Genomic DNA, 20176 nt, shown 5'->3' on the forward strand with positions numbered 1-20176 from the left:
GCCTCACCCAAAGACAGCCGTGACAAGATCGAGGAGCCCGCGTTTGATGTCCTCGTCATCTGTCAGAGGTTCTATCATGGCGGCAAGGATCGCGCGGTCGGTGGACATGCCCTGCGCGATCAGCGTGGCGGCATAGACGACCAGACGGGTGGAAACGCCCTCTTCAAGATCCTGCCCCCTGAGCCCGCGCAGTTTACCTGCCAAGCGGATCAGTGGCTTGCAGCGTTCCAGCGCCAGCCCGCTTTCTTTAGCGACGACCTTTGCCTCCATCTCGGGCGACGGAAAGTCGAACTCCAGTGAGATGAACCGCTGCCGGGTCGAGGGTTTCAAGGTTTTCAGGATATTCTGATATCCGGGGTTATATGAGGCGACCAGCATGAAACCAGGCGCGGCCACAAGCTCCTCACCGGTGCGGTCGATCGGCAGGATGCGCCTGTCGTCAGTCAGCGGGTGCAGCACGACGGTCACGTCCTTGCGCGCCTCGACCACCTCATCCAGATAGCAGATCGCGCCTTCGCGCACCGCGCGGGTCAGGGGGCCATCGACCCAGATCGTTTCCCCGCCTTTCAGCAGGTAGCGCCCGATCAGGTCCGCAGCGGCAAGGTCATCGTGACAGGCCACTGTGTAAAGCGGGCGGCCAAGGCTGGCGGCCATATGCGCCACAAACCGGGTCTTGCCGCAACCTGTCGGGCCTTTCAGCAGGACCGGCAGGTTGTTGGTATAGGCAGCAGCGAACACGTCACATTCATCACCCTGTGGCAGGTAGAAGGGGGCGTCAGCCGCCCCCGTTCTCAGTTTCATGGAGCCATCCATATCCATCACTCCGCTGGGGTTTCGGCCGCGCCGGATTCAATGATCTCTTTCCGGGGAACCCAGATCGAGTAGATGAACAGCAGCGCACCCAAGACCACGACGATGCCAGAGCCAAGGCGCATCCAATAGAAGATCGCGACCTGATCCTGCACATCCATGAAGTAGTCTCCGACCACCCGCTGCATGTGCGTCTGCACTGTTCCAGCAAAGGTCAGCACAAAGGTCATGAAAACCATACCGCTGGACATCAGCCAGAAGCTGCCCATGTTCAGAACCTGATTATAAGGATCGCGGTTCTTCAGGATCGGCATTGCATAGCTGAAGATTGCCAGGTTGAGGCAGACATACGCACCATAGAACGCCAAGTGACCGTGAGCCGCAGTGATCTGCGTACCGTGGGTATAGTAGTTCACCCCGTGCAGCGTGTGCAGGAAGCCCCAGACACCGGCACCGAAGAAGGCCAATGTGGCACAGCCCAGCGACCACAGCAGCGCCGCTTTGTTCGGGTGGTCCCGACGGCCCTTCCAGACCATCACAAAGGCAAAGGCCATCATCGCAAAGAAGGGGATCACTTCGAGGCTTGAGAAGATCGAGCCGATCCACTGCCAGTACCCTGGTGTGCCTATCCAATAGTAATGGTGACCTGTACCAAGGATACCCGAAAACAACGCGGCGGCGACAATGACATAGAGCCATTTCTCGACAACCTCACGGTCTACCCCGGTCAGCTTCAGCATCAGATAGGCCAAGATCGAGGCCATGATCAGTTCCCAGACACCTTCGACCCACAGGTGGACAACATACCACCAGTATTGCTTGTCCAAGGACAGGTTGCCCGGGTTGTAGAAGGCAAACAGGAACAGCAGCGCCAGACCCCAAAGACCCAGCAACAAGATGTTGGTGATCGCGGTCTTCTTGCCCTTCAGAACGGTCATCGACACGTTGTACAGGAAGATCAGTGCGGCCACGACGATGCCGGCCTTGACCCATTTGGGTTGCTCAAGGAACTCGCGCCCTTCTTTACCCAGCAGCCAGTTGCCTTCAAACAGGTTGAACGTATAGGTCAAGACCACGCCCAGTGTACCGACCACCAGAATGATCAGCTGCAGATAGGCCAGCATGGGCGAATGGATCTCACGCTCGGCCTCTTCCGGGATCAGAAAATAGGCCGCACCAAAGAACCCGAGGATCAGCCACACGATCAGCGAGTTGGTGTGCAGCATCCGCACGATGTTGAACGGCAAAAGCTCGCTCAGGAAATTAGGTGATACATAGATAAAGCCGGCCAGAAGGCCGCCCAGAACCTGTATCGCGAATAGGGCCATTGCCACCGCAAAGTAGGCATAGGCGATTTTTTGGGATTCGTATTTCATTGCTCCGTTCCCTTCTCAGCCCGCCTCGTTGGGCGGCCAGTCCTGAGCGTCGATATTGTCCGTCCAGATCAAAAAGTTGGTCAGATCACGGATGTCTTCGTCGCTGAGGTTGAAATTGGGCATCTGACGACGACCGGGAATGTCTGTCGGCTGCGCCTCCATCCAGCCTTTGAGGGCTTCAAAGGCCGATTCCGGGTCGTCCAGCACGCCCCAACGTGTCATCACATTGCCAACCTCGGGTGCAAAGTATGCACCTTCGCCAAGGATGGTATGACAGTTGATGCAGGCGTGTTTTTCCCAGACGTGCTTGCCCCTGATCACACTTTCATCGAGCTTTGCTGCGTTCTCAGAGTTCACGATATACCAGTGAGAATGGGCCGACAGAGCCAGAAAGATGAGGATAAAGAACAGTGACCCGCCATAGAATATATTGCGTGCCATGCTCTTGGTCATGACTTCTCGCATTGCGCTCTCCTTTGCGCAGATTAGCTAGTCTGGCCAAAATGACGGGATGGGCATGGTATATCCTTAACGAAAGTCAAGACTTGCAAAAGGAAATGAAATCACGCTGACCGTTGCACTTTGGGACCCGTCAGCGCGGGCCACATCGCGATCAGGAAAAGCGCAAAGGCGCTGACCCACAACCCGTCCGACAGCAGCATCGCAACCATGTAACCTGCATTCAGATCTGCCCCAATCCACCGCGACAGGGCCGCCACCGCCATCAGACCATAGGCCACCGCCATTGGGCCGGGTGCCACCAGCGCGCGACCACTGTGGCCAAGCGCGGCGCGGCTCATGACCGCCAGGGTCATGCCGCCGACGCATCCGATGCCCAGAATGTGTAGGGCTGCGATCTCGTTTCCGAAACCCAGCACTGACAGCCCCCAGAGGATCAGTCCCAGCGCCAGCATTGCAAGCCCAAGATACAGTGCCAATAGGATCGGCTTCCGCGCAGCCCAGCCCGCGCGCCAGCGGGCCATGCGCGAAACCTGCGCCACCCCTAGAACCAGCGCCATCGATCCAGCCACAGCACCTGACCCCAGCACCAGAACGATTGGTGGCAGGGTCAGGGCAACCGCCATCGCTGATTTGTCCAGAATTGGCACAGATATTGGCCAGTTCGCCTCGGGAACGCCCGCGCGTCTCATGGCGTTTCGGGTAAAGGCCGGGGTGATCCGTCCGCCAAGAATGGCAATCATCGCGCAGAGCGCCAGCAACCCCGTGCGCAGCCCGGTATGCAATGTGTCATCCGTCCTCCCGGTCCATTCAAGATGCGTGAACAGATCAGCAATCCAGATAAAGCTGAGCAACAGCAGAAAGAGCATGTTCTGAGGTTTCGGCCTCCGGATGATCTGGGTTGCAATCTTGGCCGCCAGAATCGGTACAAAGGCCAGGTCGACCACCGCCACAAGCGCCGCAGGCAGCATCCCCGAAAACCACATCGCCATCCGACCAGCCAACCACAATCCGGCGGCCAACGTTATGAACTGCGCACGCGCATCTGGTGCGCCGGTCCAATTTGGCACTGCGGTCAGAAAGAACCCGCCCAGCGCGGCTGTTGCATAGCCGAAGATCATCTCATGCGCGTGCCACATGGGCGGGGCCATGCCATAATCCGGCACTGCATATGGCACCGTCAGCCACAGCCCCCAAACCACTCCGACAAAGAGGCCATAGAGGCCGGCGGACAGAAAGAATACACGAAACCCTTCACCAAACACGCGGGTGATGATTGCGGGCATGGCTGCTCTCCTTGGTGTTTTCCAAGCCCTAGCAAGCCGCCCGGCTGCGCGACTTAACAAAAATCAAACCGGTCGAAAAAGTGTGCCAAAGATACAGATTTTCCCAGCCGGAAAATTGACGTTTTCCCTGCCCGCCGCCTGAATTGCGCGGCTGGTGTTGACTTTCGTCAAGGAGCACCCTTGCGCGATGCCCCACGCTTGGACCGCCTCACCAGCAAATGGAGAGTGATCATGTCACTTGGAATCAGCTATACCAAAACGGGCCGCGTCTTCGGGGTCGGTTTGGCGATGTTGCTGGGCAGTGTCGCTGCACCAGCTTTCGCCGAAGAGCCAACTTTGAACGAAGAAGCGTTTGAAGCGTCCAAACAACTTTACTTTGAACAATGCGCGGGGTGCCACGGTGTCTTGCGTAAAGGCGCCACTGGCAAGAATCTTGAACCGCATTGGAAGAAAACCGCAGCTGACGGCGCCGTGACCGAAGGCGGCACACTTGCGCTTGGGCAAGAGCGGCTTGAGAAGATCATCGCCTGGGGCACCGAAGGCGGGATGAACAACTTCTCGGACATCATGTCCGAGCAGGAAATCAAAGACATGGCGACTTACATCATGATGGAGCCGCCCAAACCACCTGAAATGTCGCTGGACCAGATGATGGCGACCCGCAAGGTATATGTTGAAGAAGAGGACTACCCAACCGAGCCGATGCATGGTCGCAACTGGGAAAACTTCTTTGTTGTTATCGAGCGCGATGTCGGCAAAGTCGCTGTTATCGATGGCGACACCAAAGAGGTGCTGACACATATTCCGACCGGCTATGCGGTGCACGTTCTGAAAGCATCCGAACACCATTCGCTGGAAGAGCCGGAACAGCCCGGTCGCTTCTGGTACACCATGGGCCGCGACGGCAAGATGACCAAGATCGACCTCTGGCAGACGCCGGACAAGATGTTGGTTTCCGAAGTCAAGATCGCGTATGACGCGCGCGACGTAGCCGTTTCCGGCGACGGTAAATATGTCATCGGTGGGGGCTATTGGCCGCCGCACTTTGCAATCGTAGACGCCCAGACGATGGAGCCGGTCAAGGTTGTATCGACCCGCGGCGTGAACGTGGACGGGGACTATGTGGAAGAGGCTCGCGTGGCCGCTATCTACACAACTCCGAATGAGCCGACCTGGATCGTTGCCGTCAAAGAGCTGGGGCAACTGTGGCAAGTAGATTATACTGATCTAGACAATCTGCGGATCGACAAGATCGACAGCGCCAAATTCCTGCATGACGGGTTCTTCGATCCGACGGGCCGGTATTTCCAGATCGCTGCAAACGCATCGAACAAGATGGTGGTTGTAGATACCGAGACCCACAAGCTTGAGGCGATGATCGACACGGCCGCGTTGCCGCATCCCGGTCCGGGCGCTAACTGGATTGACCCGAATTGCGGACCGGTAGCTGGCACAACCCACCTCGGGGTTGGCACCGTGACGGTCTGGGGCAACGACCCCGAAAACCGACCCGATGACGCCTGGAAGATCTGCTACGAAGTGGAAACAGACGGTCCGGGCCTGTTCGTCCGTACGCATCCGGAATCGGACTATATCTGGGCTGACCAGACCAAACACCCGGAACCGGAAGTGCAGCAATCTGTGCAGGTCATCTCGAAAGAGACCGGCGAGATCGTGAAAACCATCCAGATCACCGAAGACGAAGGCAGCGCCGCTGTTCACTTTGAATTCAACGCGGATGGAACCGAGGTCTGGGTGTCCAAGTGGAACCTGTCGGATTCAAAAGAACCCAACGGTCAGATCGTGATCTTTGACGCCAAGACATTGGAAGAGATCGGTCGTATCGAAGGACTGTACGCCCCGACCGGCAAGTTCAACGTCTACAACCGGTCGAACCACGTCACCTGACGGGTTTCGATCAACTCGGAGCAGGGCGGGCCCCTCGCCCGCCCTGTCCTTGTTTCATCCATCAGCCGAATGCGCAGGCCTGACACGCCGCGCCAGTCAACACAGCCAAAACGGAGCCCGGACATGACCTCCGATCCAGATAAGAAACCACCGATCTGGCGTCGGTATTTCCTGTGGGGAATGCCTGTGGCCGGTATTGCCGCTGCCTTTGCCGCTGGGATCGTCTTTTGGGGTGGGTTCAACACCGCCATGGAAGCAACCAACACCAAAGAGTTCTGTATCTCGTGCCATGAGATGCGCGATTTCGTCTATGAAGAATACACCGGGACCATCCACGATGTGAACCGATCGGGGGTCGGGGCGGTCTGTTCCGACTGTCACGTACCCAAGGACTGGACCCACAAGATGATCCGCAAGATCAAGGCGTCCAAAGAACTGTATGGCAAGGTGGTTGGCTCGATCAGTACACCCGAGAAGTTCGAAGCTAAGCGTATCCATCTGGCGATGAATGAATGGGAAAGGATGAAGGCCACAGATTCGCGCGAGTGCCGCAACTGCCACGACTTTGAATCGATGATGCCCGAGTTCCAGCGCCCCCGCGCGCGCCAGCAACATTTGAACGCAATGGAGACAGGCCAGACCTGTATCGACTGCCACAAAGGGATTGCGCATTCGAACATCCGCGACAGGGCCACAGATGAATATCTGGAACAGATTGAAGCCCCGAATCCTGATTTCATCCGTGCAATTCCGCCAGAATACCTGGCCAGTCTCGACCGTGTAGAAGCCAAGGAGGCGGCTGAGGCCGAAGCCGAAAAATCGGCCAAGACAGCACAACAAGAGGCGGTGCAAGCCCAGATCGCAGCCGCTGTGGACGCTGCAGTCGCCGAAGAACGCGCCAAATCAAGCGGTGAAGAATCTACAGCCCCGGCAGGCGGTGGCAGCGATATCGGAGGCGATATCGACTGGACCAGCATCGCAAGCGCGGATCTGAAGCTGTTTTATCCCGGTCAGGCTTCGTTTGAATGGGTTCAGAATGGCAAGTTCCACGGCGGCGCCCGGCCACTGACAAAAGGTGGCGACCAATGTTCGACTTGTCATGCCAAGGAATTGGACATGATTGGAAACAAGATCGTCGCAGGCGGCGAGCTGGAACCAACCCCGATCCCTGGAAAACGTGGTGTGATCGACGCAACTGTTCAGGCGGCCCATGATGCCGAAAACCTCTATATCCGCCTGCAATGGCCGGATGCAGGTCACAATCCTGCACCATTTGTGGATGGCGGGAAGATGGACCCGGACAACCAGATCAAGGTCGCCATGATGATCACCGGAACCGGGATCGAAATGGGGGATCAGGTGGGCTGCTGGGCCTCGTGCCACGCGGACAACACCTATATGCCGTTTGACCCGGGTGCAGATGCGATTGTCGCCAATGGCGATGTTGCAGGCCGCCTGGCCGCTCAGGACACTGTGACCAAATATATCAGCGAAAGCCGCACCGAGGTCGAAGTCAAAGGCCGGCGCGGGAAAGCTCTGGGTGGCTGGGACAAATTGCAGGCCGAAGCGCAGATCGCGCAATATCTGGATGACGGCACCTATCTGGATCTGATGCGCGTCTATGCCGATGGCAGCGCCAGCAACGGCTATCTTCTGGAACAGCGCATAGTCAATGATGGCGAAATCGCCGCCTCGGCCAACTTGTCGGGTGGTATTTGGACCGTCACGTTCTCGCGGCCCTTAAACTCGGGCGCACCGGGTGATGTGCCATTGGAACCGGGCAAGACCTATACGGTCGGCTTTGCAATCCACGATGACTTTGCTGCGGCACGATTCCACCACGTAACGCTGAACACAAGCTTCGCGTTGGACGACGACAGTGCCAATATCAACGTGGTCGGGCAATGACTGATGGGGCCGGGTAAACCGGCCCCAAAGTATTAGGTATGGAGACTTGGACAATGAAGATCCGCCTACTTCTTCCTGCATTTCTGGCTTTGGCGTCACCTGCAGTAGCCGCTGACGAAGACATAGCCGAGATCTGCGCTGAGGCAGAAACCCGCTACGTGGATCTGTTCGGTCAGCCGTCTTCAGATGTGGAAGATGCAGAGGTTGTGCTGATGTACAAATACAATTTCTGCCCAGCCCAACTGACGGTCAAAGCGGGGACCACAGTGCGTTGGGTGAACGTAGACAAACGCACCAGCCATAGCGTCCTGCTGAAAGATGGCAGCAAAGCCGAGAGTGACCGCCTGTTCCCCGAGGAATTTGTTGATCTGACATTTCTTGTTCCCGGCGCCCAGGATTACCTGTGCGGACCACATTGGGAGACACAGAACATGTTCGGAATGGTCACCGTAGAGCCCTGATAAGCGGCAGGCTGAAAGATGCGCGGGCGCAATTCCCGTGCTCCTTAACTTAAGTCAAGGAGGTCGGTTTACCTGTGCGCCAACTTGTTTCCATGACACGCCCGGTTCCCCCAGCAACGTCCCATATTCGCGCATGGAAACGACCAAAACACCGGGTTCCGAAGACATTCAGAACAAGCGAGTTTGCACATGAGCGGTAAGGTTTTTCTGATTGGTGCCGGCCCTGGTGATCCCGAACTGATCACCATGCGCGCCCTGCGTATGCTGCAGGAGGCGGACGTGGTGGTCTATGACCGCCTTGTTTCGGATGAAATTCTGGCCATGCACACCGAGGGCGCGCGGCTGATCGCCGTCGGCAAGGCCCCCAAGTGCCACACTGTTCCTCAGGATCGCATCAACGAAATCCTGCTGGAACACGCACGCGCAGGTCACGTTGTGGCCCGGCTGAAAGGCGGGGATCCGATGATCTTTGGTCGCGGCTCGGAAGAGGCCGCTTTTCTGATGGCACACGGTGTTACGGTCGAATACGCACCGGGCATCACGGCGGCACAAGGCGCATCCTGTTCGACCGGCGTGCCCCTGACCCATCGCGGACTGGCGACCTCGGTTCAATATGTCACCGGGCACAGGCAGTCCGACAAAGTTCTTGATCTGGATTGGAAACGACTGGCGGACCCGGATACGACGCTGGTCGTCTATATGGGCGTGGCCAATATCGGCCAGATCGCCATCGGCTTGATGACCGAGAACCTACCCGGATCCACCCCGGTCCTGGCTGTTGGGCAGGCCACCAGTGCCTCTGAACGCCGCCTTGTATCCCGACTGGACCAGATTGCCGCGGATGCGCGCAAGGCGGATCTGAAGGCTCCTACCTTATTCATTATCGGAAAGGTCGTTTCGCTTTATGCCAATCAGGCCCTGACCGAGATTTTGGAGCGGGCGCATGGGTAGCCTGGCGCATATGGACCGCAAGCAGCCGGGCTGGGCCGCGCATACTGTTCTGACTGCCGTCGTTCTGGTTGCCACTTCCGCTCTGGCCGCTGACGCCATCGACCCAACCGCCCTGAAACGGTTGGTCCACCAGGATTGCGGCTCGTGCCACGGATTGTCCCTGAAAGGCGGGCTTGGTCCTGATCTGCGACCGGAAACTCTGGAACATTACGAGGCGGACGTCCTGACGGGGGTCATACTGGACGGCATCCCCGACACGGCTATGCCCCCCTGGCGCCCCCTGATCAGCGAAGAAGAGGCCGAATGGATCGCCCGATACCTGCTGGAACAGGAGGCAAAATGAAACAACTTGCCCTTGGCATCGTTGCCCTAATGATGATGACACCTGCCAATGCAGACCCCACCGCCACCGGAGATCTGGGCCTTGTGATCGAACGGGCAAAAGGGTCGGTCTTATTGGTGGACCAGTCGGACCGGGCCGCATTGGCACGGATCGAAGGGTTGGGCGATCTGTCCCACGCCTCCCTAGTCTATTCACCCGACGAACGCTTTGCCTATGTTTTTGGCCGCGATGGCGGGCTGACCAAGGTTGATATAGTGACCCGTCAGATTGCAAATCGGGTCGTGCAGGCTGGCAATGCCATTGGCGGCGCGATTTCGGATGACGGCCAACTGGTTGCGGTGTCAAACTATGAGCCGGGTGGCGTACGCGTGTTCGACGCGGATACGCTGGAACTGGTTGCCGACATCCCCACCGACAGCAAAACCATAGGTCTTGTCGATGCGCCGGGCCGTCGGTTCGTGTTTTCCATGTGGGACACGGGCGAGACCTGGATTGCTGATTTCGCAAATGGCGCGCCCGAGATCACAAAGATCACCGATATGGGTAAGAACCCCTATGACGCGCTGATCACCGCCAATGGTCGCACTTATATCACCGGTCTGTTTGGTGAGGACGGGCTGACCGCACTGGACCTATGGGCAGACAATCCAAAACCGATCCGCGTGCTGCCGGGCTATGGGCGCGGACAGGAAGAGATGCCGGTATACAAGATGCCTCATCTTGAGGGCTGGGCACTGACGGATCGCGAATTTGTCCTGCCCGCGGTCGGCCACCATGAGGTTCTGTGGATTGACGCCGAAACCTTGACAGAAACAGGCCGCACCCAAACCCATGGTCAGCCGGTCTTTGCCATGGCGCGCCCGGACGGGCGACAGGTCTGGGTGAATTTTGCCCATCCATTGAACGATACAATTCAGGTCATCGACAGCGTCAGCAAACAGGTCATCCACGAATTCTCTCCGGGCCCTGCCGTCCTGCATATGGAGTTCACGGCACGCGGGCATGAGGTCTGGATCAGTGTCCGCGACGCCAACAAGGTCGTGGTCTACGACACGCATAGCTTTGAAAAGCTGCGCGAGATCGCGGCGGACAGCCCCTCGGGTATCTTTTTCACCGCCCGCGCGCACAGGACAGGGTTGTAACCCATGCAACATATCACTGACCCGATCGACCGTCGCCTGCTGGACGATTTTCAGCGCGAATTTCCGATTATCGACCGCCCGTTTCAGCCAGTGGCCAAGGCGCTGGGGCTGGACGAAGCTGAAGTGCTGAACCGTCTGGCGCGAATGCGTTCGACCGGCCGGATCACCCGGGTCGGGGCCACGATCACTCCGGGCGCGGTGACGGCCAGCACTCTGGCCGCGGTGGCCGCACCCGAGGAGCATCTGGAGGACATTGCCGCCCTGATCGACGCAGAGCCCGGTGTGAACCACAATTATCAACGTGAGGACAAATGGAACCTCTGGTTTGTAGCGACCGGCCCTGATCGCGCGCATGTGGACGCCACTCTGGCCCGGATTGGCCTGCAAACCGGTTTGCAGGTTTTGGACTTGCGTCTGGTTCGGCCGTTCAATGTTGATTTGGGCTTTCGAATGACAGGCAAGCAACGCAACGTACCGGCACCGCGCAAGGTGGACTGTTCCGTTCTGCAAAAGGGTGATCGCTCATTGATGCAGGCGCTTAGTTCCGGCTTACCGCTGGTTTGCGAACCTTACGCAGCACTGGCCGCCTCTTTGGACCGTAAACCAGAGGACGCCATGACGCGGATCCGGATCTTACACGAGGCTGGAATTGTCTCGCGTCTTGGCGTGATCGTAAGACACCGGGCACTGGGCTGGTCGGCCAATGCGATGGTGGTCTGGGATATGCCAACTGATCAGGTCGATCGTGCCGGGCCTGCGCTGGCAAAATACCCTGGCGTGACACTGTGTTATGAGCGTCGACCCGTTGAAAACATCTGGCCCTACCGCCTGTATTCCATGATCCACGCCCGCTCGCGCAGCGAAGCGCGAAACGTCCTGGCCGGGGCTGCGGCATTGCCTGAGCTGTTTGGCGCGCAGCACAAGGTGTTGTTTTCGACGCGCTGTTTCAAACAGACCGGCGCGCTGATCCAACCCAAGGAGACGGCGGCATGACCCTGGACGAAACTGATCGGGCAATCCTGAACCGAATGCAGGACGACTTACCTCTGACCTCACAACCCTATGCGATGGTGGCCCAAGAACTGGGGATTTCGGAACAGGATCTGTTGGTTCGCCTATCACGGATGAAGGATGACCGGGTCATCACGCGCTTTGGCCCGTTCTTTGACGCAGCCGCGATGGGCGGGGCTTTTTGCCTATGTGCCATGGCCATACCGACAGAGGCATTTGAATCCGTCCTGACCAAAGTCAATGCGCATCCCGAAGTTGCCCATAATTATGAACGTACGCACCGGCTGAACATGTGGTTCGTGTTGGCCACCGAAACGCCCCAAGGGATTGAGGCCTGCGCCGATGCGATCGAACAAGAGACGGGGATCGAAGTTCTCAGATTTCCCAAGTTGCAGGAATTCTTCATTGGCTTCCGGGTGGCGGCATGATCGACGCAAAAGACAGACTGATTATCGAGGTTCTGCAGGGCGGATTGCCCCTGGTGCCTTCGCCCTACGCTCGGGTTGCTGGAAGCCTTGGGATGGACGAACAAGCGCTGCTGTATCGCCTCGCAGAACTTAAGGCGCGCGGCGTTATACGTCGTATCGCCGCAGCCCCGAACCACTACAAACTGGGCATGACTTCGAACGGCATGACAGTCTGGGACGTCGATGACAGTCAAATCGCTGATTTGGGGGCACATATTGGCGGTCTGCCTTTTGTCACCCATTGCTATGAACGTCCACGTGCCCTGCCCGACTGGCCTTACAACCTGTTCGCCATGGTCCATGGCAAAGACAGGGGTGAAGTCGAAGAAAAACGGGCCGAGATTGCCGGTATTCTGGGCAGTGCCTGCCGGGGCAAGGACATCCTGTATTCAACGCGCATCCTGAAAAAGACCGGGCTGCGCCTGAAACCGAAAGGCCAAACGCCATGTTCCGCCTGACTGAATACATGCAGCAACTGGTCACCCCGACCCCCATGCGCAAGCGCCGCCCCGGCCCGGTTAAGCCGGTGGTCATCTGGAATCTGACCCGGCGCTGCAACCTGAAATGCCGCCATTGCTATACTGTTTCGGCGGATGTCGCGTTCCCGGGTGAGCTCAGCCACGAGCAAGCCATGGTAACCCTTGAGGATCTCGGCCAATTTCGCGTCCCGGCCCTGATCCTCTCGGGGGGGGAACCGCTGGATCGGTTCGATTTCTTTGATATCGCCAACCGGGCGCGCAAGTTGGTGCCGATGCTGGCGCTGTCGACGAATGGCACGCGGATTTACGATGAAACCGCTGATATGATCGCTGATGTCGGCTTTAACTATGTCGGCATATCACTTGACGGGATCGGGGCCACAAACGACTGGTTCCGAGGTGTCGAGGGCGCCTTTTCAGATGCCCTGCGCGGCGTGCGCGAGTGCAAGAAACGCGGCATCAAGGTCGGTTTGCGATTCTGTTTGACCGAGGGCACACAGCACCATCTGCCCGATCTCCTGCAGTTGTGTGATGATGAGGGGGTCGACAAATTCTACCTGTCTCATCTGGTTTACGCCGGTCGCGGCGACAAGAACAGAGGCGAGGATGCCGAGCATCTGCGCACGCGCAAAGGTCTGGATCTGTTATTGGACCGTGCGTGGGAGGCTGCCTCGGGCGGGCGCCCGCTGGATATCGTCACCGGCAATAACGATGCCGACGCCGGATATTTTCTGAACTGGGTCAGGACGCATTTTGATGCCGAAAAGACCTCGCATATACGTGCGCATTTGGCGGCCTGGGGCGGGAACTCCAGCGGGTTGGGGGTGGCCAATATCGACAATCTTGGTCGGGTCCATCCCGACACCTACTGGTCAGATTACACGGTCGGGAATGTGAAAACGACGCCGTTTTCCGAGTTGTGGACCGGGGACGACAAGATGCTGGCCATGCTGCGCACTCGCCCACGTCCGCTGAAAGGGCGCTGTGGAGTTTGTCAGCTCAGGGATGTTTGCGGTGGCAACACGCGCATTCGGGCCTTGCAACTGACGGGCGATCCCTGGGCCGAGGACCCGGCCTGTTACCTGTCAAACGATGAAATTGGCGTGGATAAAGTGGGCAAACGCCTGCAGGTCACACCTTTCCGGGGGAAAAGCCATGATCCGGCGCATCAGTTCTTTTAGGGCTCGCACGCTTGGAACACTGTGCGCGCTTCTGCTGACCAGCGCCGCATGGGCCGACGCCCAGTCCGACTATGCCGAACATTGTGCGTCCTGCCATGGTGACACCCGGCTGGGCGGTGTTGGTCCGGCCTTGATACCCGAAACGCTAAAACGCATGCGCGGGCCGCGGGTTGCCGCCGTGATCGCCGAAGGGCGCACCGCCACTCAGATGCCAGCCTTTGCGCATAATCTGAACGCCCTGCAGATTGAGGAGTTGGCAGGTTGGCTGAAATCCCCGCTCGAGACCGCCCCGGACTGGGCCGAGGCAGACATCATGGCCAGCCGTACGCTGGACGCAGACTATGTCGAGATTGATGCGCCCGTCTGGTCCAGTGATCCGATGAACATCACGTTGGTGGTGGAAACCGGAGACCACAATGTCAGCGTTCTGGACGGTGACACATTTGAGGTTTTGGACAGATTTGAAACTCCTTTTGCCGTTCATGGCGGCCCAAAGTTCAGCCCCGATGGACGTTATGTGTTCATCATGTCCCGCGATGGTTGGGTCCAGAAATATGACATCTGGGCGTTGCAACAGGTGGGTCGCGTGCGGGCGGGACTAAACAGCCGCAACATTGCCATGTCAGGCGATGGCAAATGGCTGGCGGTGGCGAATTACCTACCCAACAGCCTGACCCTTTTGTCCACCCGGGATCTTTCGGTGGCAAAAGTGATCGAGATTAAAAGCAGGAAAGGTAATCCCAGCCGCGTTTCGGCCGTTTATCAAGCTCCGCCACGGGAAAGCTTTGTGCTGGCCTTGAAGGATGTGCCAGAGATTTGGGAGGTCTTCTATGGCGCCAATCCACCCCAATCCGGGCTGGGACACGATTTTCGTATCGAAGGGCAGTTCAAGAACCCGAATCCTTTCCCAGTACGCAAGATCACTACGCCCGACTATCTGGACGATTTCTTTTTCGACCAGACTTATGAATACGTCATGGGCGCATCTCGCGACGGGAACGGCGGTCAGGTGATTGATCTGGTCATTGGCCAAAAAGTGGCTGACCTGGATCTGCCCGGCATGCCGCATCTGGGTTCCGGGATTACCTGGCGGCGCGGCGATACAACTGTGATGGCAACGCCGCACCTGACTGATGGCACCGTCTCGGTGATCGACATGGAGACATGGGAAACGGTCAAGCGGATCAAGACCGAAGGGCCGGGGTTTTTCATGCGCAGCCATGAAAACTCGCCATATGTCTGGGCCGATGTTTTCTTTGGGCCCAACAAGGATGTGATGCATGTGATCGACAAGCAAACCCTTGAGATCGTACGGACCCTGCGCCCAGCGCCGGGCAAAACCGTGGCCCATGTGGAATTCACCAAGGACGGAAGCCATGCGTTGGTTTCGATCTGGGAAGATGACGGCGCGGTGATCATCTATGATGCAAAAACACTGGAAGAGGTCCGCCGTCTGCCGATGCGCAAACCTTCGGGAAAGTACAATGTCTGGAACAAAATCACCTTCTCGGAAGGAACCAGCCACTGAGGGCAAATGGCCGGTGTGGAAACTGGCCATATTGCTGTATCCAGCGTCTGCGCTGACCGTGGCCATAAACCTTTTTCTGGCTGGCCTGATCGCCAACAGCGCCGGATTCGGAGTGATTGAGCCTGTCACCGCCATCCTGTGGTCAATCCCATTGGGTGTACCTGCCTGCTGGTTTGCAGGGCGCTGGGTACGCAGTTTGATGGACGAAGCAGACGGCTAGGTCGGATTCTCCAAAGGCCTAACCGAAGTCAAGTATCTGCTTTCGGGAATCTCTTAGGACTTGGGAAAGATCACCGAGTTGGATTCTCCATGCCCGCCCAAAATCCTTTGCACATTTCAGCTGTTTGCGCGTCCCGCGCAGCTTGTGCGGTGGCAGGTATAATCCTTCTGCTTTTGCAGCTGCTTAGCCCGGCGCTGGCGAGTCCCGGGCAAAGCATGTGGGTTGAGATCTGCTCGGAGGGCGGCGCGGTCTGGGTCGAGGTTGATCTTGAAAAAGGCGATGCAGACCCGACCGCACCTTGCCCCAAATGCGCCGATTGCGCGCTGTGCGCCGTGACCGGTGCCGCACCTCTGCCCATGCCGCTGGAAGTGACGCTACGGGGAAGGGTTCAATTCTTATCTTGCCAAAACAACAGGTCCTTCGAGCTAAATGGCTCTGACCGGCTGTGGCCAGAAACCCGGGGTCCTCCCCCTGCACCAGAATTTAAAACCCAACGCGCCCCGCGCGCGTCCATGGCATCCATCCCAATCATCGGAGGTGCGCCGTGGTCGTAAGTCGCGCAACCCATTTCCTGTTGGCCTTTTTTCTGTCCTGCCTGATGGCGATCAGCGCACATGCCGACAGCCTTGCCAGCTTTTTGCCAGAACTTGAGCCCGCGGACCTGATCCCCGGCGCCAAGGCATTTGGCCCGATCAGAAAAGACATTCCGGTTGCGCCTATCCTGAAAGGGGGCAAAACGATTGCCTGGGCCTTTCTGACCTCGGATTTCGTGGGCACCACAGGCTATTCCGGCAAACCCATTCACGTCGTTGCAGCGATCGACAATGATGCGGTGCTTACTGGCGTTAAGCTGGTCAAGCATTCGGAACCCATCGTACTGATCGGGATTCCGAACGCACGCATGGTCGAACTGACCGAAGGCTACGCCGGCCTGGACCTTAGGGTTGAGGCTGAAACAGGCGGTGAGGGCCATGACCTCGACATTATCTCGGGCGCGACTGTCACAATCATGGTGATCGACGACAGTCTCGTGCGTGGCGGCATCAAGGTAGCGCGGGCGTTGGGGTTGGGTGGCTTGTCACCGCTGCAGGCCGACGGGCCAAAGCGCGAAGTCGATATGGCACAAGACGCCACTTATGACTGGACAACGCTTTCGGGTGACGGCTCGGTCCGACGCCTGACACTGGATGTCGGTCAGGTCAACGCTGCGTTCGAGGCCACCGGCGACCAGCGCGCCATCAGGCGCCGTGAACGGGGCGCGCCCGACGACACCTTCATCGACATGCATCTGGCGTTGGTTTCGGTCCCGTCGATCGGCAAGTCACTGCTGGGCGAGGCCGAGTATCAAAACCTGACCGAGTGGCTGGGCGAGGGCGAGCAAGCCATCCTGGTGCTGGGTCGTGGCGCCTATAGCTTCAAGGGGTCAGGCTATGTACGTGGCGGGATTTTCGACCGTATTCAGCTGATTCAAGGTGATAATTCGGTACGCTTCTTTGATAAACAGCAAGAGCGTCTGGGCAGAGTTGCGGCCGCCGATGCGCCCAGTTTCACCGAGTTGGATATCTTCAAAATCCCCGCTGAGGCAGAGTTTGATCCGGCCGAACCCTTCCGCCTGCAACTGTTGGTGCAACGCGCCGTCGGTGCGGTTGAAAAGACGTTCCTGACCTTCGATTTGGGCTACAAACTGCCTGAGCAGTACCTGTTGCCAGTCGTAGCCCCCACCGTTGTGGATGACGCCACAGGTGAAGCCGCCGCCAAAGCCGCTCTTTGGAAACGTATCTGGAAGGATCGCACAGTCGAGATTGCCGGTCTGGGCGTCATGCTGCTGATACTGACGGCGACCTTCTTTTTCCAGTTCCATGCCACGATGAACGCGCGGGTCTTTTACTGGTTCCGCATCGGCTATCTGACAATGACCCTGTTCTTCATCGGCTGGTACGCGAATGCCCAGTTGAGCGTGGTGAACCTGATGGCGCTGGCGGGCAGTTTGCGCACGGGTTTCTCATGGGATGCCTTCCTACTGGACCCGCTGGTGTTCATCCAATGGTTCGCCGTGGCAGCCGCCCTGTTGTTCTGGGGACGCGGTGCCTATTGCGGCTGGCTGTGCCCGTTTGGCGCGCTGCAAGAACTGACCAACAAGATCGCGCGGGCTTTTCGCGTGCCGCAATGGACCCTGCCCTGGGGCCTGAATGAACGGCTGTGGCCCGCGAAATACATGATCTTCTTGGGTCTCTTCGGCCTCAGCTTTGTCTCCATCCCGCTGGCCGAGAAGTATGCCGAGATCGAGCCTTTCAAGACCGCGATCATTCTGAAATTCATGCGCGACTGGCCGTTTGTGGTTTTTGCGCTGACCCTGTTGGGGATCGGCCTGTTCGTTGAGCGGTTCTACTGCCGCTATCTCTGCCCGTTGGGCGGAGCACTGGCGATCCCGGCCCGCATGCGCATGTTCGACTGGCTACGCCGTTACAAGGACTGCGGCACCCCCTGTCAGACCTGTGCCAATGAATGCCCCGTTCAGGCGATCCACCCCACAGGTGAGATCAATCCGAACGAGTGCGTCACCTGCCTGCATTGTCAGGTGCTCTACCAGTCCGAGGACAAATGTCCCGTCGTTATCCGCCAACTGAAACGGCGGGCCAAGACAGGGTCGGTCGATCTCAAGACCCCACTCGGACAACCACCGGCGAACCATCCAAACGCCAAACCGAAAACCGTTTCCTAAAAGGAGGAACGATCATGTCGGAACATGACAACAAACTAACCGTCACACGCCGCGGTATGCTGGGGGCGACCGCCACTGGCGCCGTGCTAGCCGGAACCGGTCTGGGATCAACCCTGATGACCGCAAAACAGGCCAGCGCCGCGGCCAATGCCAATCTCGAACCTGGTGAGTTGGACGAATACTACGGTTTCTGGTCCTCGGGTCAGACCGGTGAGCTGCGCATTCTGGGCTTCCCGTCCATGCGCGAGCTGATGCGGGTGCCGGTATTCAACCGCTGTTCGGCCACCGGTTGGGGTCAGACCAATGAATCGCTGAAGATCATGACCGATGGCCTGCTGCCTGAAACCAAGGAATTCCTCGCCAAGCGCGGCATGAAAACCTACGATAACGGTGACCTGCACCACCCGCATATGTCGTTCACCGACGGCACATATGATGGCCGTTACCTGTTCATGAACGACAAGGCCAACACCCGCGTCGCCCGCGTACGTTGCGACGTGATGAAATGCGACAAGATCACCGAAATCCCGAACGCCAAGGCGATCCACGGTCTGCGTCCGCAGAAATTCCCGCGCACTGGTTATGTCTTTGCCAATGGCGAAGATGAAACTCCATTGGTCAATGACGGCACTGTGCTGGACGATCCGTCGCAATACGTGAACATCTTCACCGCGCTGGACGGCGACACCATGGAAGTGGCATGGCAGGTGATCGTGTCGGGCAACCTCGATAACACTGACTGCGACTATCAGGGCAAATACGCCTATTCGACCTCGTACAACTCGGAAATGGGGATGAACCTGGCCGAGATGACCGAGAACGAGATGGACCATGTTGTTGTCTTCAACCTCGCGGAAATCGAAGCGGGTATTGAGGCGGGCGACTATCAGGAACTGAAAGGCGTCAAAGTTCTGGACGGCCGTAAGGGTCAGAACAAGAAATACACCCGTTACATCCCGATCCCGAACTCGCCGCACGGCATCAACACTGCGCCTGACGGCAAGCATGTCTGCATCAATGGTAAACTGTCGCCGACCGTATCGATCATGGACGTCACCAAACTGGACGCTCTGTTCGAAAGTGATGCCGATCCACGGTCCTGCATCGTGGGTGAGCCGCAGCTGGGTCTTGGCCCGCTTCACACTGCTTATGACGGCCAGGGCAACGCGTTTACCACGCTATTCCTGGACAGTCAGATCGTGAAGTGGAACCTCGACAAGGCAATCGAGGCTTACGGCGGCGCCGATGTTGACCCGATCATCTCGAAAGTCGATGTGCATTATCAGCCGGGCCATAACTCGACCACCATGGGTGAAACCAAGGAGGCTGATGGCAAGTGGCTGATTTCGATGAACAAGTTCTCGAAAGACAGGTTCTTGAACACGGGTCCACTTAAGCCTGAGAACGAGCAGCTGATCGATATCTCAACCAACGAGATGAAGGTGGTTCACGACGGGCCGACCTTTGCCGAGCCGCATGACTCGATCATGGTGCGCGCTGACATCGTCAACCCGGTCAACGTCTGGGACCGTAACGACATCACCTGGGAGGACGCCCGCAAACAGGCTGAGGCCGATGGCATCGATCTGGAAGACGGCGCCGAAGAACCAATCCGGGACGGCAACAAGGTGCGGGTCTACATGACTTCGCAGGCCCCGACCTTCAGCCTTGAGAAGTTCACCGTCAAACAGGGTGATGAGGTGACGGTTTACATCACCAACCTGGATGACGTGGACGATGTGACCCACGGCTTCTGCCTGGGCAACTACGGCATCGCGATGGAAGTGGCACCGATGGCGACCGCTTCGGTCACCTTCACCGCCGACCGTCCGGGCGTGCACTGGTTCTATTGCCAGTGGTTCTGCCACGCGCTGCACATGGAAATGCGCGGCCGGATGCTGGTCGAGCCGCAGGGAGCATAACC

At 58.0% G+C, this 20176-nt stretch carries 18 protein-coding genes; 14 read left to right on the plus strand and 4 right to left on the minus strand.

All coding sequences use genetic code 11. The features are described 5' to 3' along the window. Window positions 1-3: 3 nt before the first annotated feature. The 4 genes from AC2FH2_RS06690 to AC2FH2_RS06705 form a co-directional block, all read right to left on the minus strand. A complete protein-coding gene (locus tag AC2FH2_RS06690; protein ID WP_416383916.1) occupies window positions 4-813 on the minus strand; it encodes a CbbQ/NirQ/NorQ/GpvN family protein in 810 nt (269 codons plus the stop codon). A gap of 5 nt (window positions 814-818) precedes the next feature. After that, window positions 819-2186: a cbb3-type cytochrome c oxidase subunit I gene (locus AC2FH2_RS06695; protein WP_142635253.1), complete on the minus strand. Its 1368-nt coding sequence runs from the start codon at window positions 2184-2186 to the stop codon at window positions 819-821. A 15-nt stretch (window positions 2187-2201) separates the two neighbouring features. Next, complete coding sequence (locus tag AC2FH2_RS06700) at window positions 2202-2651, minus strand: c-type cytochrome (RefSeq protein WP_142635251.1); 450 nt, start codon at window positions 2649-2651, stop codon at window positions 2202-2204. Window positions 2652-2749: 98 nt separating this feature from the next. Further along, window positions 2750-3931, minus strand: coding sequence for an NnrS family protein (locus AC2FH2_RS06705; RefSeq protein ID WP_496823186.1), 1182 nt, complete (start codon window positions 3929-3931; stop codon window positions 2750-2752). A gap of 231 nt (window positions 3932-4162) precedes the next feature. Here AC2FH2_RS06705 and AC2FH2_RS06710 point away from each other — a divergent pair, with 231 nt between their 5' ends. The 14 genes from AC2FH2_RS06710 to nosZ all read left to right on the plus strand — a co-directional run bounded on the left by AC2FH2_RS06710 (window position 4163) and on the right by nosZ (window position 20174). After that, window positions 4163-5839: a cytochrome D1 domain-containing protein gene (locus tag AC2FH2_RS06710; RefSeq protein ID WP_271948614.1), complete on the plus strand. Its 1677-nt coding sequence runs from the start codon at window positions 4163-4165 to the stop codon at window positions 5837-5839. A 123-nt stretch (window positions 5840-5962) separates the two neighbouring features. Beyond that, a complete protein-coding gene (locus AC2FH2_RS06715; RefSeq protein WP_496691872.1) occupies window positions 5963-7747 on the plus strand; it encodes a NapC/NirT family cytochrome c in 1785 nt (594 codons plus the stop codon). Between the two features lie 53 nt (window positions 7748-7800). Further along, window positions 7801-8208, plus strand: a complete 408-nt coding sequence (locus tag AC2FH2_RS06720; protein ID WP_496823187.1) for a cupredoxin domain-containing protein — start codon at window positions 7801-7803, stop codon at window positions 8206-8208. A 189-nt stretch (window positions 8209-8397) separates the two neighbouring features. After that, window positions 8398-9159, plus strand: a complete 762-nt coding sequence (gene cobA, locus AC2FH2_RS06725; RefSeq protein WP_271948622.1) for a uroporphyrinogen-III C-methyltransferase — start codon at window positions 8398-8400, stop codon at window positions 9157-9159. Continuing rightward, window positions 9152-9502 carry a c-type cytochrome gene (locus AC2FH2_RS06730; RefSeq protein WP_271948625.1) on the plus strand — a complete coding sequence of 117 codons (351 nt, stop codon included), beginning with the start codon at window positions 9152-9154 and terminating at the stop codon, window positions 9500-9502. The genes cobA and AC2FH2_RS06730 overlap by 8 nt, the downstream gene beginning before the upstream one ends. Further along, window positions 9499-10644 (plus strand): cytochrome D1 domain-containing protein, encoded by a 1146-nt coding sequence (locus tag AC2FH2_RS06735; RefSeq protein ID WP_142635237.1) that lies wholly within the window; start codon window positions 9499-9501, stop codon window positions 10642-10644. Before AC2FH2_RS06730 ends, AC2FH2_RS06735 begins: the two co-directional genes overlap by 4 nt. Before the next feature lie 3 nt (window positions 10645-10647). After that, complete coding sequence (gene ahbB / locus AC2FH2_RS06740; protein WP_142635236.1) at window positions 10648-11637, plus strand: siroheme decarboxylase subunit beta; 990 nt, start codon at window positions 10648-10650, stop codon at window positions 11635-11637. Next, window positions 11634-12083, plus strand: coding sequence for an Lrp/AsnC family transcriptional regulator (locus AC2FH2_RS06745; RefSeq protein ID WP_142635234.1), 450 nt, complete (start codon window positions 11634-11636; stop codon window positions 12081-12083). Before ahbB (AC2FH2_RS06740) ends, AC2FH2_RS06745 begins: the two co-directional genes overlap by 4 nt. Continuing rightward, complete coding sequence (gene ahbB, locus AC2FH2_RS06750; protein ID WP_496823188.1) at window positions 12080-12580, plus strand: siroheme decarboxylase subunit beta; 501 nt, start codon at window positions 12080-12082, stop codon at window positions 12578-12580. Before AC2FH2_RS06745 ends, ahbB (AC2FH2_RS06750) begins: the two co-directional genes overlap by 4 nt. Beyond that, a complete protein-coding gene (gene nirJ / locus AC2FH2_RS06755) occupies window positions 12568-13782 on the plus strand; it encodes a heme d1 biosynthesis radical SAM protein NirJ (protein WP_496823189.1) in 1215 nt (404 codons plus the stop codon). Before ahbB (AC2FH2_RS06750) ends, nirJ begins: the two co-directional genes overlap by 13 nt. Further along, window positions 13757-15310 (plus strand): cytochrome D1 domain-containing protein, encoded by a 1554-nt coding sequence (locus AC2FH2_RS06760; protein ID WP_496823190.1) that lies wholly within the window; start codon window positions 13757-13759, stop codon window positions 15308-15310. Before nirJ ends, AC2FH2_RS06760 begins: the two co-directional genes overlap by 26 nt. A gap of 58 nt (window positions 15311-15368) precedes the next feature. Beyond that, window positions 15369-15530, plus strand: coding sequence for a hypothetical protein (locus AC2FH2_RS06765; protein WP_334223305.1), 162 nt, complete (start codon window positions 15369-15371; stop codon window positions 15528-15530). A 598-nt stretch (window positions 15531-16128) separates the two neighbouring features. Then, a complete protein-coding gene (locus tag AC2FH2_RS06770) occupies window positions 16129-18252 on the plus strand; it encodes a 4Fe-4S binding protein (protein WP_496823199.1) in 2124 nt (707 codons plus the stop codon). 14 nt (window positions 18253-18266) lie between these two features. Further along, window positions 18267-20174, plus strand: coding sequence for a TAT-dependent nitrous-oxide reductase (nosZ, locus tag AC2FH2_RS06775; RefSeq protein WP_281972625.1), 1908 nt, complete (start codon window positions 18267-18269; stop codon window positions 20172-20174). Window positions 20175-20176 lie beyond the last annotated feature (2 nt).

It is taken from the genome of Ruegeria sp. YTSA105 (assembly GCF_059610225.1).

Excerpts from the sequence above, each read along its gene's own strand:
- AC2FH2_RS06695 (WP_142635253.1), bottom strand. The coding sequence starts at position 2,186 with ATGAAATACGAATCCCAAAAAATCGCCTATGCCTACTTTGCGGTGGCA.
- AC2FH2_RS06745 (WP_142635234.1), top strand. The coding sequence starts at position 11,634 with ATGACCCTGGACGAAACTGATCGGGCAATCCTGAACCGAATGCAGGAC.
- cobA (WP_271948622.1), top strand. The coding sequence starts at position 8,398 with ATGAGCGGTAAGGTTTTTCTGATTGGTGCCGGCCCTGGTGATCCCGAA.
- AC2FH2_RS06730 (WP_271948625.1), top strand. The coding sequence starts at position 9,152 with ATGGGTAGCCTGGCGCATATGGACCGCAAGCAGCCGGGCTGGGCCGCG.
- AC2FH2_RS06770 (WP_496823199.1), top strand. The coding sequence starts at position 16,129 with ATGGCGATCAGCGCACATGCCGACAGCCTTGCCAGCTTTTTGCCAGAA.
- AC2FH2_RS06700 (WP_142635251.1), bottom strand. The coding sequence starts at position 2,651 with ATGCGAGAAGTCATGACCAAGAGCATGGCACGCAATATATTCTATGGC.
- AC2FH2_RS06720 (WP_496823187.1), top strand. The coding sequence starts at position 7,801 with ATGAAGATCCGCCTACTTCTTCCTGCATTTCTGGCTTTGGCGTCACCT.
- AC2FH2_RS06715 (WP_496691872.1), top strand. The coding sequence starts at position 5,963 with ATGACCTCCGATCCAGATAAGAAACCACCGATCTGGCGTCGGTATTTC.
- nosZ (WP_281972625.1), top strand. The coding sequence starts at position 18,267 with ATGTCGGAACATGACAACAAACTAACCGTCACACGCCGCGGTATGCTG.
- AC2FH2_RS06710 (WP_271948614.1), top strand. The coding sequence starts at position 4,163 with ATGTCACTTGGAATCAGCTATACCAAAACGGGCCGCGTCTTCGGGGTC.
- AC2FH2_RS06705 (WP_496823186.1), bottom strand. The coding sequence starts at position 3,931 with ATGCCCGCAATCATCACCCGCGTGTTTGGTGAAGGGTTTCGTGTATTC.
- ahbB (WP_142635236.1), top strand. The coding sequence starts at position 10,648 with ATGCAACATATCACTGACCCGATCGACCGTCGCCTGCTGGACGATTTT.
- AC2FH2_RS06690 (WP_416383916.1), bottom strand. The coding sequence starts at position 813 with ATGGATGGCTCCATGAAACTGAGAACGGGGGCGGCTGACGCCCCCTTC.
- AC2FH2_RS06760 (WP_496823190.1), top strand. The coding sequence starts at position 13,757 with ATGATCCGGCGCATCAGTTCTTTTAGGGCTCGCACGCTTGGAACACTG.
- nirJ (WP_496823189.1), top strand. The coding sequence starts at position 12,568 with ATGTTCCGCCTGACTGAATACATGCAGCAACTGGTCACCCCGACCCCC.
- AC2FH2_RS06735 (WP_142635237.1), top strand. The coding sequence starts at position 9,499 with ATGAAACAACTTGCCCTTGGCATCGTTGCCCTAATGATGATGACACCT.
- ahbB (WP_496823188.1), top strand. The coding sequence starts at position 12,080 with ATGATCGACGCAAAAGACAGACTGATTATCGAGGTTCTGCAGGGCGGA.